The following is a 14,992-nucleotide window of genomic DNA, read 5'->3' as shown; positions in this document are numbered from 1 at the left end:
CCGCCAGCACAACCTGCGCATCAAGGTGGCGCGGATCTTCAACACCTACGGCCCGCGCATGCATCCGAACGACGGGCGCGTGGTCTCGAACTTCGTCGTCCAGGCGCTGAAGGGCGAGGCGATCACCCTCTATGGCGAGGGGAACCAGACCCGCTCGTTCTGCTACGTCGACGACCTCGTGGAAGCCTTCCTGCGCTTCATGGCGACCGGCGACGAGGTCACCGGCCCGATCAACCTGGGTAATCCGGGCGAGTTCACGATCCGCGAACTGGCCGAGAAGGTCGTCGCGCTCACCGGCTCGAAGTCGAAGATCGAGTTCCGGCCCCTGCCGCAGGACGACCCCCGGCAGCGCCAGCCGAACATCGCCAAGGCCCGGGAGATCCTCGGCTGGGAGCCGACGATCGCGCTCGACTACGGGCTGAAGAAGACCATCGCCTACTTCGACGGCCTGCTGCGGGCCGGCGACGGCGATCTCGCCCGGCTCGCCGCCCAGTGATCGTCGGAGGGGCTTTCCGGCGCGCCTCGGGCGAAGGCGACGATGCCTGTGAAGATCATTCGCCGGCCGGGGCATGTGTCTTATGAGCAGGTTATCCGCCTGCAGACCTTCCAGATTCAGCCCCGTTCGCGCGCAACCGCCGCGGCGCCGTGTCCTCCCCGGGCAGGGGAGACCTGGAGGGCCTGATGACCATCTATCCTGTCGTGATGTGCGGCGGCTCAGGCTCCCGCCTGTGGCCCGCCTCGCGGCCTGACCGTCCCAAGCAGTTCATTCCGCTCGTCGACGAACGCTCGACGTTCGAGACCACCTTGCTGCGCCTGCAGGCCCTCGACGGCGCCAGCCGGCCCCTGGTCATCTGCGGACCGGCGCACGCCGGCTGGGTCCGCCGGGGCGCCCCCGAAGGCGCCGTCGACATCCTCATCGAGCCCGCGCCGCGCGACTCCGCCGCCGCCGTGGCCGCTGCAGCGGCTTGGGTCGCGGCGCGCGACCCGGAGGCGGTGCTCGTGATCGTGCCTGCCGACCATCACATCCCCGACGCGGCGGCGTTCTCCCGGGCGATCGCAACGGCGGCCAGGGCCGCCGGGTCCGGCGGCGTGGTCACTCTCGGGGTGCGGCCGACCGCGCCCTCCACGGCGTACGGCTACATCGCCCCGGGGGTGGGCGTGGCTGGCGACGTGCGGGCGGTCAGGCGCTTCCTGGAGAAGCCGCAGCCGAAGGTCGCGCGGGACTGCGTGGCGGCGGGCCATCTCTGGAACAGCGGCAACTTCATCGCCCGTGCGGATATCCTGCTGCAGGAGTTCCGCGCCCACGCCCCGGCAGTCCTCGATGCCGCGCAGGCCGCGGTGGCCGAAAGCGTGGAAACCCCCGCCGGATGGCGGCTCGGGGACGGGTTCCTGAAGGCCCCCGGAATATCGTTCGACTACGCGATCATGGAGAAGACCGGTCGGGCGCTGGTCCTGCCGGTGGACTTCCGCTGGAGCGACCTCGGCGCCTGGGACGCGGTGCTGGCGGCTTCGGCGAAGGACCGGCGCGGCAATGCGGCCCAGGGCGCCGTGCGCCTCGTGGATACGGACCGCAGTCTCGTCCGCGTGGCGCCGGGAGGCCCGAACGTGACCCTGCTCGGGCTTTCGGACATCGCGGTGGTCGGGGACGGCGAGCACCTGCTGCTCTGCAGCCTCGCCTGCAGCCAGGGCGTGAAGTCGCTCGCCGAGGAGCCGCCGCCGCCGCCGCCGCGCGAGCGGCTCGAGCGCTTCGCGGGGGAGCTGGACCTGTGGCTGAGGACCGCGGCCCTGCCGCTGTGGTGGACGGTCGGCGCGGACTCGCGGGACGGCGGCTACGTGGACCTCATCGACCTCGGGGGACGGCCGGTGGCCGGGCCGAAGCGGGCCCGGGTGCAGGCCCGGCAGAGCTTCGTCTATGCGGAAGCGTCACGGCTCGGGATGCCCGGCGACTGGGGAGAGGCCGCCGCCTGGGGCCTGGAATACCTGCAGCGCCGGCACCGCCGGCCGGACGGCCTCTATCGCACCCTCGTGGACGCCAACGGCAATCCGCTGAACGAACACGCCTACCTCTATGACCATGCCTTCGTTCTGCTGGCCCTGGCCACGGCGAGCTGGATCTCGCCCGCCCCGCGGGAAGCCCGCGCCGCAGCGGACGACCTGCTCGACCGGGTTGTCCGCTACATGCGCCATTCCGCTGGCGGTTTCCGCGAGTCCGGGGCGCACCCCTTCCAGGCCAACGCGCACATGCACCTCCTGGAGGCGGCGCTCGCCTGGATCGACGCCGGCGGCGGCGAGCGCTGGCTGGAGCTGGCCAGCGAGGTGGTGAACCTGGCGCTCTCCCGGTTCGTGGATCACGGGGAGGGGTTCCTCCGGGAGTTCTTCAGCGCGGACTGGTCGCCGGCGGCGGGCTCCGACCGCGGTCTTGTGGAGCCCGGTCACCAGCTGGAATGGTCGTGGCTCCTCGGCCGCTGGGACGACGTGGTCGGCGATGCGCGCGCCGCGGCCGTGGCGCGGACGCTGTTCGACACCGGGCGGCTCGGACTGGATGCTACCCGCGGCGTCGTCGTCGACGAACTCGACAACGTGACCTCGATCCGCAGCGGCCGGGCTCGCCTGTGGCCCCAGACCGAACACCTTCGCGCCGCCCTGGCGCAGGCGGCGCGCGAGCCGGACGGGGCGCGATACCTGGCGTGTGCGGCCGACGCGGCCGACGCGATCAGGGCGTATCTCGACACGCCCGTGCGCGGGCTCTGGCGCGACAAGCTTCTCGCCGACGGACGCTTCGTGGAGGAACCTGCGCCGGCCAGCTCCCTCTACCACATCATGGGCGCTTACCGGGCCGTGGCCCGATGGCAGGAGCAGGGCCGGGCCGCGGACCGGGAGGGGCGGGTGTTCCGCGCCGCGGAGTAAGCTCTGCGGACCAGCCTCGCTGAACCACGGCCGCGACGGCGCGTCCGCTCGCCCCGGCGCGTCGCGGGGCCGGCCCAGGACGGCGCCTCGGCGCCAACGGGTCGAACCCGCAGAGCCGCGACGCTGCACCTTCCTTCCCCCGACCCCCGCCGCGCGACGGGCGCTTGACTCCGCCTCGGAAGGTCGTGTTGTTCGCGTCCTGGGCACGGACGCCTGCGCATCCGGCGTGTCGCCCACCTCGGCGCCCCTTCGAACGAGGAGAGGGACTTGGCTCATCAGTTCTGGGGTACGGGCCGGTGGTCCGTGCGGCTCGCGGACGCGGCGCCCCCTGCTGCGGCGACTTTCACCCGTGGTTCATGACCGGCATGCTCAGGTGACGCCTCGCAGGAGGTGGCGCGACTGGGAGGCCCCCATGCGAGGGGGGAAGCCGAAACCCTTGGCCATCGATCACCATCCGTCCGCTCAGCTGCTCTCGGACTACCTCATCGCCAACCTGTCCCCAGGGGTGGCGCTCGCGGTCGGGGCGCACCTCGACCTCTGCGCCGCGTGCCGGCTGGCGGGCGCCGCGCTCGCGGGTTCCGCGGCGCACCCCGACACGGGTGCGTCGTGGTCGGAAGCGGACACCCACGCGGCGCCGTGGCCGACGGCCGTCCGCCACGCCTGTGCAGAAAGCTGGTCGCCCATGCGCAAGGGGGTCGAGGGATCGCATGCGACGCACGTCAGCGGGCTCGGCGAGTTCGTCTACCTGTTGCGCGCCCTGCCGGGCGCAGACATCGGGGCGGCGAGCCTGAGCTCCGCCTTCGTCGTGCTCGTCACGGCGGGCGCGCTGGATCTCGACGGCCGGCGGTTCAGGGCCGGCGACCTCGTGGAGCTCGCGGCTCCCCCGGCTTCGGCGGTGGCCGACCGCGCTGCAGGCGCGTCGCTGCTGGTCGTGGCCGACGAGAGCCCGCGCCGGCTACGGGGCGCTCGCCCCGGGGCCCCCGCCCCCCGGAGCCGATGAGGCGGCGACACCCGCGGCGAGCCGTTCAAGCTTCTCCGGCTGAAGCAGGGTGACCATCCCGAACTTGATGGTCAGCAGACGGCAACTGCGGAACGTCCGCAGCACCCGGTTCACGTGAATGACGCTGAGCCCAAGGGTGTCGGCGATATGCTCCTGGGTGAGGGGAGCCCGGAAGGCTTCGCGGCTGGCCAGCCCGACCCGGCACAGCCGGTCGCGAAGCTCGATCACCAGGTGCGCCAGCCGCTCGGCGGCCGAATACTTGCCGAGCCGCAGCAGGGCGTCGTAGCCCCGCAGTTCCTGCTTCTCGACCGCATGGGCCATGGCGTCCCCGAGCGGCGTCCGCCGGCCGTCCGGCGCGACCGCCAAGGCGGCGGGGACGTCGACGCCTTCGACCCTGGTGAGCGCGAGGAGCACGCTGGGCGCAGCCCGCGCGCCGTGGCGGCTGCAGATCAGGTCGCCGGGCAAGACATAGCCGAAGATCTGCCGGCGTCCGTCAGGCAGCAGGCGCGCCTCGTAGATCCAGCCGGACGTGATCAGCCGGAAGCGGTCGGTCCGGCGCGGAGCCTCGATCTGCGCGCCCGCCGTCCACATCTCGAGCCGGTCGCACAGGGGGCGCAGGCGCTCCACCTCGTCTGCGCCGAGGCCCGCGTTGGCGGCCAGGCCCGCAAGGGCGGCATCGAACGCAGGGCACGGTCTCGTCAGCCGCGACATGGCGCGCGTCCCCCAGAGTTCGGCCCAGCAGGGTCATCCATTCCGAGGAGGAAAGGTGGGACGCCGCGCCCAGGCCTTAACAAACGGTGCGAAGGGGGCGGTTTGTTACCCTCCGGACCGGAGCCGCGGGCGTGGGCGGGCGCCGACACGCCGGGCGTGGAAGGTCCCGTGCGCCATTCGACCTGCGGGGCGGCGTCGGCTAGGCGACGCCGGCCATGCCAGGAGGGTGGTAGAAGGCGAGCCCGGCCAGCTTCTCCCGGCGGAGCAGCGTCACCGACCCGGACTTCAGCACGATGTGCCCCTCCCGCCGCAGCTGCTTGAGGGTGCGGTTGATGTGCACGAGGCTCAGGCCCAGCGCGTCGGCGAAGATGACCTGAGTGAGCGGGATCCGGAAGGTGTCGCCCCTCACAAGCCCCACCGCCTCCAGACGGTCGCAAAGCTCCAGCAGCAGGTGGAGCACCCGCTCGCGCGCGGTCAGGCGGCCGATGCGGACCATCTGGTCCATCAGGCGGTCCTGCTTCTGCACTCCGGCCTCGTTCATGGCCCGCGCGAGGGTCTCGCGCGCCTCGGCGCCGGCCAGGAAGGGGTTGGCCCAGTCCATCACCTCCAGTCGGGTGAGCGCGACCACGCCGCGTCCCCCGAGGTCCGCGTGCTCCTCGATGAGGAAGGGGTCGCCCGGGAGGAGGAAGGAGAAGATCTGGCGCCGTCCGTCCGGAAGGATCCGCATCTCGCAGGCCCATCCGGAAAGGATCACGCCGCGCTTCACGCCCTGGCCAGGCGCGCACTCCAGCTGTACGCCCGGCTCGAACCGCTCCACGCTCCGCCAGAAGGCCCGAACCTGCTCGACCTGGAGCGCCTGCAGTCCGCCGAAGGCGTTGAAGGTCACGGACGCCGTTGAAGGACGCACCGCCTGTGCGAGTGCCGACATGCTAACCCCCTCCAGCTCGTTCACAGGCGGCCGGCGCGAGGATGTCCTGGCGCCTCGGCCGACCGGCGGGACCTCGTCTAAGGTCTTCAGCAGTCTGGCGTCATGATCTCTCGTTTGAAAACGTCGTTTTTGATTAGTCTGCTAACGAAAGTGTGTGCGCCCCATCAATTGAACCATCCAGACACGGCCGCGGGCGCCTCGGACGGCCAAGCTCTACTTGGCTCGACTGCTGAATTGTATGGAGATTGTGCAGGGAACCATAACCTATTTAATCGAAAGTCCGCGTAAGCCTTGCTCTTGATCAGTTGACGCATGGTGTCTGGGCATTTCGGCATAGGCCGGGCCTGCAGGGCTCGTCAGGACCGCCCCTTAGAAAATGCATCAGGGCGGCGTCGGCATGCGAAGGACCGTGGCCGCGGGACTGGCGCTCGGCCGGGGCGCAGCCCGTCGGATGCGGGGCCCGGGCCCGACGGCGCCGGCGCCACCGAACATTGACTTTTGACGTCCTGGCCCGCGCCGCCCCATGCCACCGTCGGACGCATCCAGTTGTCTGAGGATCTGCGCCTGGCCAGGTCCGTCAGCCCGCGTGCGGGCAGGGGAGGGACCCATGCGCTCTGATCGCCCTTCGGTGGTGAGCTTCGGCCCCGCCGGTCGCAAGGCCCCCGCACCGCGGGTGGCGGCCGTGATCGGCGGCGCCGGGTTCATCGGCTCCCACCTGTGCGAGGCGCTTCTGGCGCGGGGTCGCGAGGTTGTCTGTATCGACAATCTCCAGCGGGGCACGGTGCACAACCTGGCGGGCCTCATCGGAGAACCACGGGGGCAGGTCGTCTGCCATGACGTCGCGCGGCGACTTCCCGACCACCTGCCCCGGTTCGACGAGATCTACCACCTTGTCGCTGCGCCGGAACCCGCTGCGGGGTACCGGCGCTCCGCCCGCGTGGCCGTGCACGTCCTGGACCGGGCGTCGCGCGACGGAGCCCGTGTCCTTCTCGCCACGGCGGCCCGTCCGGGACGGGAGACGCGGCCCCCTGGCCAGGGCACGGCGGAGGACCTGTTCATGCGCTGCGCGGCGAAACGCGGCGTGGCCTTGCGGGTGGCGAGGATCTTCGATTCCTACGGACCTCGGATGCATCTCGACTCCGGCTGCGAAGTGGCTGGGTACGTGATGCGCGCGCTGCGGGGCGAGCCGCTGACGGTCCCCGACGGCCGGCGGCGCCTGCAGCTCTGCTTCGTGGACGACGTGGTGCAGGGGTGCATCCGCCTCATGGACGGGGAAGCGACGGGGCCGCGCGCCGCCGCCGAGCCGACGGAAGTGGCCATTGCGGTGCTGGCGAACGCGATCCTCCAGGCCGCAGGGCTGTCCTGCGGCCCGGACCCGGGGGCCGAGGCGGATGGTCCGGTCGCGGGCGAGGTCCGCTCCGAGATCCATCCGCAACAGCGGCTGCGCGAGGGGCTTGAACGCACGATCGCCGACTTCGCCGCGCGCTCCGGCGTGCCGGCCGGCACGCTCTCCCGCCAGCGGGTCGGCTAGCGCCGCGGCGGCTGAGGCGCTCCCGGCGGCCTCATGGCCGTGCGTCACCGAACGGGGCGAGGCACGATCGATGGCGAGGTCGGCGCCGTGGCGAAGGGTCCGGCCGGTGGGCTGGCCGGGGGCGCCGGGCGCAACCCCGTCCCGGCGCCTTCGGCCGGCGCAGGAAACCGCGCCAACAGGGGGGTCACCAGCGGGGCGCCGGCGATGGCGCCCAGGAAGAACGCCCCGACGGTCGCCCAGAAGGCGACGGTTCTCGTCATCTGCAACCGCATCTCTCCCGTGCTGCGAGGAGCCTCGCCCCTGCGGACGGCGAACGCGGCATCAATTGATGAATCGGTGGATACTGCGACGTGCGGTCGCAGGATGCGCCCGAACTTTCCCGGGCCAGCATCGTTCATCTGCGACCTTCGCAAGGGGCAAGGACTTGGCGCACACCGACCCGCCGGAGAGGGACCGGCCCGAGCGCCGCCTGCCGGTGGGGTACGGCCTGCTGATCGCGCTGGCGGTGTCGGTCGCCCTGTGGTCCGGACTCGTCTGGCTGCTCGGCCGGTCCTGACCCGGCGCCTGGCGGCCTTATCCTGAGGCGCGCTCCTGCGTGGGCGGGCGGACCGTCGGCTGCGACCGCCCGGCGCCCCGAGGCGCTCCGCCGAAGCCATCCCGTCCTCAATGGGCCGGGTGGGCTCAAATGACGTCGCGCGCCGCGGGTCCGTGCACGCCAATGGCCCGATGACCTCCCGGACCCTTGAACATCCCTCCGCCGGTGGGCGGGCGACGGCATCCCCCGGGGCGAAGAGATGTCGCGCTTCCTGCTGAAGCTGGTCGCCGCCGACCGCCTCGGGTATGCGGCCCTGCAGGCCGTCCTGATGCAGGTCGCGGCGGTCCTGATCAACTTCCTGACCGGCGTGATCACGGCCCGGGTGCTCGGCGCCGAAGGACGCGGTGTCTACGCCGCCGCGACCGCCTGGGCGATGCTTCTGGGCTCGGCCTCCACGGTCGGGCTCGCCGACGCGGTGCTGATCCGCATCCGCCAGCGGCCCGAGGCGTCCCGCGCGATCGCGCTCTGCGGCCTGGTCGCGGCCCTCGCTGTCGCCACGGCGCTGTCCCTCCTCGCATTCGCCTCGATGCCACTCCTCCTCGGAAGGCGGGCGGAGGCCTCCCTCGACCTCGCCCGCGCCAGCCTGGTGCTCGCCCACGTGGGCGCGGTCGGCGTGATCGTACGGCAGGTCTACGCGGGTCAGGGCCGCTATCTGGCGGCCAACCTCAGCGCGTTCCTGCCCACCGCCCTGCACGCTGCGGTGCTGCTCGGGGTCCTGGCCATGGGGCGGCTCGAGGTGGCCACGGCCGTCGCGAGCGTCCTCGCTGGGTCGGCCCTCGCGGTCGGCCTCGTGCTGCCGTCCCTTCTGCGGCAGCTGCAGGGACCGCTATCGGAGCTCCGTCGAGCCGCGCGGGACCTCATGGACTTCGCCCGCAGGGCGGTTTTCGCCGACCTGTTCGCTCTCTGCGCCACCTGGACGGACCGCCTCCTGCTGATCTTCCTTCTTGGGCCGGCGCAGCTCGGAGCCTACGTCGTGGCGGCCAGCCTCGCGCAGCGGATCACGGCGTTCACGCCCAGGACGAGCCTGCTGCTGTCGGCGATGAGCGGCGAGGGGCCCGCGGAGGCGGCGCAGCTGCACCACCTGGCGCTCAGGGTGACCATCGCCTCCTGCCTGCCGGTCTTGGCGGTGCTGTTCCTGGTCGACACGCTGCTGATCACTTCGGTCTACGGGGCGGAGTTCGCATCGGCGGTGCTCGTGTTCCGGATCCTCGTCGTCGACCGGGTGCTTGCCCGGTTCGCCGCGATCGCCTCGCAACTCTACCTGGCCCTCGGGCGGCCCGGCCTGAACTCCTGCTTCCGCGGCGCCGAACTGGGGGTGATGGTCGCGGTCATGATCATCCTGACGCCGGACCACGGCGCGGCGGGGGCGGCCTGCGGCCTGCTCGCCGGGACCGGCGTGCGGCTGGCCCTAGCCTGGGGCGGCCTTGTCACCCAGCTGCGGTTGCCGTTCCCGCGCCTCTGGCTCACCCGCCAGGACCTGGCCGGGATGAAGGCCGCCCTCGAATAGCGGATGGAGGCGCACATGGCCCTGATCGATCCGACGGAGACCGCAGCCTGCGCCGGGCGATCCGCCGCAATGGTGGAGGCGGAGATCACCGACGCCGCGCACTATTCGCGACTCCACGCCGAGTGGGAGTCGCTCGTGACCCGCGCGATCCTGCCCAATGTCTCCATGCATCCGGCGGTCGCGCTGGCGGCGGCGGACGCCGGAGCCCGGACGTACGTGATCCTCGCGTGGCGGCGCCACGGGGCGGAGGTCGCGCGGGAGCTCGTGGGCGCATGGGTCCTCGGCGTGGGCAGGCTGCACCGCCGCTGGCCCGCGCCAGTGCTCGTCGGGCCAGCGGATCGCAACCTGATCCTGGGGGTCCCGGTGGTCGACCGCGCCGCCGTGGAAGACACCCTGTCCGCGATGCTTGACGCCGTGGCGGCGATCCGGTCGCTGCCCGCGATCCTCCAGCTGAGGGAGGTGCCGACAGAGGGGCCCCTGTTCGAGGGCCTCCGCCGCGTCCTCGCCAGGCGTCGCAGCGGACTGCTGGTGCGGCGACGGCTGCTGCGGCCGAAGCTGACGTCCCGGGACGATGCTGACGGCTATCTGGCGGGATCGCTTTCCGCAGGGCGCCGAGCAGGATTGCGCCGCCGGCGTCGCCGTCTGGGGGAGATGGGGATGACGGAAGTGACCTTCCATCGCACGCGGCAGGAGGTCCAGACGGAGTTCGAGACGTTCCTGGCCCTGGAGGCCTCCGGCTGGAAGGGCCGGGCGGGTACGGCGCTGGCGCGGCGTGGGGAAGGGGCGCTCGCCTTCGTCCGGCCGATGATCCGGGGCTTGGCGGACCACGGGCTCGTCACCATCGTGGCGCTCCGCCTCGACGGGCGTGCGGTCGCCATGGAGGTGTTGCTGCGCTGCGGCGGCGTGGTGCACACCTGGAAGTGCGCGTACGACGAGAGCCTCCGGTCGCTCGGGCCTGGATTCCTGCTCTTCGAGGACCTGACGCGAGCCCTGCTGGCGGACCCTTCGCTCGTGCTCGCCGACATGTCGAACAACCGCGAGTTCACCGATCCGAACGGCGCCAACGGGTTCTGGCCGGAACGGCAGGAGGTCGCCGACCTGCACGTGAGGGTCCGCGCCTCCGGGGCCGTCGACCTCCTGGCCGCAGGGCTCGCGACCTGGCTCGGGCGCGCCCGCAGGGCGCTCGCCCCGCGTCCGGCGCCGGCGTCCGGGGATCGCCCCAGCACGGCCTCGCGGTAGTGTGCGGAGGCGCCGCCGGGCCCCTTTGCCGCCGCGTCGCTACCGGGCGGGGGCGAAGAGCCGGGCCGGCTTGAGGCGCTCGGGAAAAAAGCTCCCCCGGCGGGTTGGGGGAGCCGGGGGAGCGCCGGGCTCCGCCAGGGGCGCCGGAGAGGGAGCAGGGCGTCGGCGACTGCTCCGCGACCTCGGTAGCAGGGCCGTCGGCGGGCTGCCGCGTCATTTGAGCATTCCGGCGCCTGTGGGCCGGCTGCGCGGCGCGCTAGCCGGCCAAGCGCGCGGTGAAGCGGGCGAGGTCCTGAAGTCCGCGAACGTTCAGTTTCACGTAGAGGGCGCGAAGGTGAGTGCGGATCGTGCGCTCCGAAATGCCGAGGAGCTCCGCGGCCTCGCGCGGGGACAGCCCTTCGGCTAGCGCCTTGAGCACCTCTCCTTCCTGGGTCGTGAGGCCGAAGGTCCGGCTCAGCGGGGCGACGTCGGGGCGCGCCGCCGGGTCCCACCGCAGGGTGAGGTAGACCTGGTGGGGCGGGGTCGGGCCGAGGGGGTTCAGCTCGAAGCGCCGGCAGCCGCCGTCCCTGAAGCGGAGCACGAGCGGAGTGCATCCGCTCAGGCCGGACACCACGTCGGCCAGGGCGCGCAGGAAGGCCTCCTGCGCCGGGGGCGTCGTGAACACCAATCGGCCTGCCGAGATCTCCGCTCCGGGTGTGACGCCGAGAAGGCGGGCGGCGGCGGCGTTCAGGTCGATGACGGCCCCGCCCGCGCCCAGCAGCAGCACCGGCGTGGGATCGGTGTCGAACCAGGGCTCCCCCCTTCCCTCGCCGAACAGGCCCCGGCCGAGGCCGGCGGGGAGCACGGAGTCGTGGATTTGAGAGGGCATGGCGGCTCTCGCGGATTGAAGACCCGGACCTGGGGCTCAGGACGCGCCGCCGCCGTGCGCCATGCGCGCGGCGACGGGGGGCGTGGGGGCGTAGGCGCTGAGATAGTCGGGCGTGAAGTCGGCGAAGGCTTCCAGCCGCACCCGGTCGAGGATCCTCATCCTTCGTCTCTCGACCCGCACCAGTCCCTCCCGCTGGAGCCGCCGGAGCTGGCGGTTGGTGTGCACCGTCGAGAGCCCCTGGGAGGCCGACAGTCGCGACTGGCTGAATGGAAAAGGGCAGGTGTCGCCTTCCGTCAGTCCCATGATCCGCATGCGGTGGAAGTACTCGCAAAGGAGGTGGGCCACGCGTTCTGCGGCTGGCCGGCAGGCCAGGGAGGATAGCCACTCGTGCGCGATGTTCCTCCCCACCACGGCGTCGGCGTCGAGCGCCTGGCGGATCTCCGGATGCTCTTCGAGGACGCTCAGCAGGGGACCGGCCCGGATGGTGGCGATGACACAGGCGGCCACCGCCACCACGGTATGGTCGAGCAGGGCGTGCCGTCCCGGGACGCCCCCGGCCCGAAGCGCCAGCGCCGGCCAGTCGAAGACATCGCCCGGAAGCACGAAGCCGACGATCGGATGTTCGCCTGCGCGCGTGACCTTCACGCGAGCCGCAGACCCGTCGAGCACCACCATCAGGGCGTCCGGCGCGTCACCGGCCTGGACGATGACCTGCTGGCGCCGGTAACGGCGGAGCGCGGCGGGAAGGCTGCGCAGCGCGCGCCGCGCCTCGACCCCGAGCGGACAGGTTCCGGCGAGCTTCTGGACGAGAACGTCGCCGACCGCCTTCCTTCGCATCGTGCCGGGCGCGTCGGCGTTCATCCGTTCCTTCCTCAGAGGAAGCGCAGGCAGCGCCGCCTGTCCCCCTGCCGCCGGAGCTCGGCGGTCATCCCTGAATGTTTACGCGGCCGGGCAGGCGCGGCTGCGTCATTTGGCGTCCCGGTTGCGCAGACCCGCCGCATCCTGCGGGCCGGACGCGGTGGGGCTGGCGCGACGAGGAGTTGGCGCAGGCGTCGCCGCCCCCGCCAGGAGCGCGGCCACGCCAGACCCGGCGGGATGGGGTCTGCGGCCTCGGCGCCCGCGGGGGCTCAGTCGAGTTCCACGGCGCGCGCGAGGCGTGGCCGGTGGATGGTCCGCTTCTGGAAGGTCAGCGGCCGGCTGAGGGGAAGATTGAAGACGGGGGTGTAGGCGTAGCTGGCGTCCGTGACGATGACGCTCTCGCCCGGCGTGACCGGCCGGCCTCCCAGGCCTGGGAGCGCATCTCCCGCGTAGGCCGGGCCCGCCGCCTGCCAGTCCAGGCGGACGGTCCCGCGCTCGTCGGCGCTGAAGCTCATCACCCGCAGGCCCAGGCCGCGGGCCGGGAAGGGGGCCATCATGGCCGGGCCGGCGGACAGGATGTCCTCTACCTCGCCCGCTCCGAGCGTCCGCTCCCGGGCGACGATCTCGCCGATCGCGGCGCTCACGTGGGCCAGCTTGCGGTGCGCCTGGACGGCCTGGACCACCTCGACCGTTCCGAAGAACAGGAGGACCATGACCGGCGCGAGCAGGGCGAACTCCACCAAGGCCGCTCCCCGCGCGTCCGGACCCATTGTGGCGATCCTGCGCCTCACCGGTAGGGCTCGTTCCGGAAAATCTGGCGGACGGTCATCCGCACCGCGCCGGGGCCGGCGCGCGAGAACCCGTCGCCGAGAAAGGGCGTGAACATCGGCCAATCGTAGGTCGCGGTCACGAGCATGATCGCGCCGGGCCCTCCGTTCGTGAACCCGTCCTCGTCCGGGTCCACCTTGCGTAGCACCCCTTCCGCCTCCGCGAAACGATCGAGCGGGCGGACATCCACGTGGAGCCGCGCGAGGCACGTCGGCTCCGGGTCGAGCATGGAGCGGCAGACCAGAGCCTTGAAGGCCGCGGCGCTGCCGGTTCCGTCCGGCTGACCGGTGCGGATGTGGCGGCCGGCGGACAGGACGGCGTTGTCGAAGCTCGCCGACACCATGCCGGCGATCCCGTGCTGAAGCGCGCCCAGCAGCAGGCCGAGGAACAGCGGCGCGAGCAGGGCGAACTCCACGAGCGCGCCGCCGGCTTCGCAATCCATCGGGCGTCGTGCGGACATCTTCCATCCCCTGGTCCCGCGCGGGGCGGCTCTCATTTGACGAGGAGGCCCCCGCGACGGCGACGCTTAGTCTCGGGCATGTCCGCTTGCAGGAGCCGATCATTTGAACGCCCGTCCACACGAACGCCGCGGTCCGCGGCGACTGGCCCGGAACACCGACGGCGCCATGGCGGTGACCCTGGCGATCTCGCTGCTGCCCCTCGCCATCGCGGCCGTTGGAGCGGTCGACCTTCAGCGGGGCCTCTCCGCGCGGTCCCAGCTGCAGGACGCGCTCGACGCGGCGACGCTGGCCGCCGCAGGGGCGGTGACCCCCGCGGCCTCGCCGCCTACGGCCGGCGACGATGCGCGGCTGACGGCGGCGGCGATCCCGTCCCTGGACGAGAACCTCGGGGCCCGCAGCGATCTGCGGCTGGCGGACGCCAGCTTCCGGTTCGACCGCGGCCGCCCGGGCGTGGCCATCGGCGACGCCGAGGCCGAGCTCCAGACCATCCTGGGCGGACTTGTCCTGGCCGGCCGCCCACTCCGGGTGACGGCGCATGCCGAGGTGGTGCGCGGCGCCAAGAACCTCGAGGCGGCGCTGGTGCTCGACGTCACCGGCTCCATGTCGGGGAGCAAGCTGGAGGCGCTCAAGGGAGCGGCGAACGACCTGGTGCGGCTCCTCGTCCGGGAGGAGCAGATCCCATACTACTCGAAGGTCGCGCTCGTGCCCTATTCGGCCGCCGTGAACCTGGGAAGCCGGGCCAGCGAAGCGCGCGGCGAGGCCGGGACGGCCTGCGTCGCCTACGGGTGCGAGCGGTTCCGGTTCATCTCCGCAACCGGCGAGGAACGCACCTTCCCGGCAAGCACCTGCGTCACCGAGAGGACCGCGAGCAACCGGTACACCGACGCCAGCTACAGGATCGCACCGGTCGGGTTCCACTACGCTGGAGGCTCCAACGGCTGCCTCGCCAGCCGCATCGTGCCGCTCAGCTCTGACAGGGCGGCGCTCACCTCGGAGATCAACGGCTTCAGGGCCGAGGGCTCGACCGCGGGCCATATCGGCCTTGCCTGGGGCTGGTACAGCCTGGCGCCCGGCTTCGCGGAGCTGTGGCCGGCGGCGCGCCGGCCAGCCGCCTACGATCCTAAGCGGCTCCTGAAGGTGGTGGTGCTGATGACCGACGGGATGTTCAACACCGCGTACCGGAAGGGCGTGATCAGCGAGGACTCGCAGAGCGGGTCGGGCCCCGCCCGCGACCACATCCGCGGCGACGCGACCAATGGCGGTTCCTTCGAACAGGCGCTCGCCCTGTGCGAGGGCATGAAGGCGCAGGGCGTGCTGGTCTACGCCGTGGGGTTCGATCTGGCTCGCCAGTCGCCTGCGGAAGCGGCGGCCTCCCGGGCTCTGATGGGCGCCTGCGCCTCGAGCCCGGACAACGTCTATCTGCCCGAGAGCGGGGCGGACCTGAAGGCGGCGTTCCACCAGATCGGCGAGGAGATCTCCGCCCTGCGGATCTCGCGCTAGACTCCCAAGGCGCGGCCCGGCGGACGGGGGCGCCTGCCCGACCTCGCCGCCATCGCTGG

Annotated in this window: 14 protein-coding genes; 8 read left to right on the top strand and 6 right to left on the bottom strand. The window is 72.3% G+C overall.

Going from position 1 to position 14,992, the window contains the following annotated elements; translation table 11 throughout:
* The 3 genes from VM685_RS03160 to VM685_RS03150 form a co-directional block, all read left to right on the top strand.
* On the top strand, positions 1-496 hold a 496-nt coding region (locus tag VM685_RS03160; protein ID WP_325458660.1), incomplete at its 5' end, for an NAD-dependent epimerase/dehydratase family protein.
* Between the two features lie 185 nt (positions 497-681).
* Positions 682-2,907 (top strand): AGE family epimerase/isomerase, encoded by a 2,226-nt coding sequence (locus VM685_RS03155; protein ID WP_325458659.1) that lies wholly within the window; start codon positions 682-684, stop codon positions 2,905-2,907.
* Between the two features lie 412 nt (positions 2,908-3,319).
* Complete coding sequence (locus tag VM685_RS03150; protein WP_325458658.1) at positions 3,320-3,907, top strand: hypothetical protein; 588 nt, start codon at positions 3,320-3,322, stop codon at positions 3,905-3,907.
* Here VM685_RS03150 and VM685_RS03145 read toward each other — a convergent pair.
* Positions 3,863-4,618 (bottom strand): Crp/Fnr family transcriptional regulator, encoded by a 756-nt coding sequence (locus VM685_RS03145; RefSeq protein ID WP_325458657.1) that lies wholly within the window; start codon positions 4,616-4,618, stop codon positions 3,863-3,865. The genes VM685_RS03150 and VM685_RS03145 overlap by 45 nt on opposite strands.
* 199 nt (positions 4,619-4,817) lie before the next feature.
* The gene (locus VM685_RS03140; RefSeq protein ID WP_325458656.1) at positions 4,818-5,546 is read right to left on the bottom strand and encodes a Crp/Fnr family transcriptional regulator; all 729 of its coding nucleotides are present in this window, start codon (positions 5,544-5,546) and stop codon (positions 4,818-4,820) included.
* A 607-nt stretch (positions 5,547-6,153) separates the two neighbouring features.
* On the opposite strand from VM685_RS03140, the gene VM685_RS03135 reads away from it, so the two are divergent.
* From VM685_RS03135 to VM685_RS03120, 4 genes are all read left to right on the top strand, one after another.
* Positions 6,154-7,077, top strand: coding sequence for an NAD-dependent epimerase/dehydratase family protein (locus tag VM685_RS03135; protein WP_325458655.1), 924 nt, complete (start codon positions 6,154-6,156; stop codon positions 7,075-7,077).
* Positions 7,078-7,501: 424 nt separating this feature from the next.
* Entirely contained in the window at positions 7,502-7,633 is a 132-nt protein-coding gene (locus tag VM685_RS03130; protein ID WP_325458654.1) for a hypothetical protein, read from the top strand.
* Positions 7,634-7,871: 238 nt separating this feature from the next.
* Positions 7,872-9,179: an oligosaccharide flippase family protein gene (locus VM685_RS03125; protein ID WP_325458653.1), complete on the top strand. Its 1,308-nt coding sequence runs from the start codon at positions 7,872-7,874 to the stop codon at positions 9,177-9,179.
* 15 nt (positions 9,180-9,194) lie between these two features.
* Positions 9,195-10,418, top strand: a complete 1,224-nt coding sequence (locus VM685_RS03120; protein ID WP_325458652.1) for a GNAT family N-acetyltransferase — start codon at positions 9,195-9,197, stop codon at positions 10,416-10,418.
* Between the two features lie 256 nt (positions 10,419-10,674).
* On the opposite strand, the gene VM685_RS03115 is transcribed toward VM685_RS03120, so the two are convergent.
* The 4 genes from VM685_RS03115 to VM685_RS03100 all read right to left on the bottom strand — a co-directional run bounded on the left by VM685_RS03115 (position 10,675) and on the right by VM685_RS03100 (position 13,432).
* Positions 10,675-11,286, bottom strand: a complete 612-nt coding sequence (locus VM685_RS03115; RefSeq protein ID WP_325458651.1) for a helix-turn-helix transcriptional regulator — start codon at positions 11,284-11,286, stop codon at positions 10,675-10,677.
* A gap of 36 nt (positions 11,287-11,322) precedes the next feature.
* On the bottom strand, positions 11,323-12,147 hold the full coding sequence (locus tag VM685_RS03110) for a Crp/Fnr family transcriptional regulator (protein WP_325458650.1): 825 nt from the start codon (positions 12,145-12,147) through the stop codon (positions 11,323-11,325).
* Between the two features lie 266 nt (positions 12,148-12,413).
* A complete protein-coding gene (locus tag VM685_RS03105; protein ID WP_325458663.1) occupies positions 12,414-12,884 on the bottom strand; it encodes a TadE/TadG family type IV pilus assembly protein in 471 nt (156 codons plus the stop codon).
* A 47-nt stretch (positions 12,885-12,931) separates the two neighbouring features.
* On the bottom strand, positions 12,932-13,432 hold the full coding sequence (locus VM685_RS03100) for a TadE/TadG family type IV pilus assembly protein (RefSeq protein ID WP_325458649.1): 501 nt from the start codon (positions 13,430-13,432) through the stop codon (positions 12,932-12,934).
* A gap of 103 nt (positions 13,433-13,535) precedes the next feature.
* Here VM685_RS03100 and VM685_RS03095 point away from each other — a divergent pair, with 103 nt between their 5' ends.
* The gene (locus tag VM685_RS03095) at positions 13,536-14,933 is read left to right on the top strand and encodes a pilus assembly protein TadG-related protein (RefSeq protein WP_325458648.1); all 1,398 of its coding nucleotides are present in this window, start codon (positions 13,536-13,538) and stop codon (positions 14,931-14,933) included.
* Positions 14,934-14,992 lie beyond the last annotated feature (59 nt).

Source organism: Phenylobacterium sp. (assembly GCF_035539035.1).
In the GTDB taxonomy this organism is placed as follows: domain Bacteria; phylum Pseudomonadota; class Alphaproteobacteria; order Caulobacterales; family Caulobacteraceae; genus Phenylobacterium.
The sequence above is the reverse complement of the archived record's forward strand: the minus strand, read 5'-3'. Positions and strand labels throughout refer to the sequence as shown.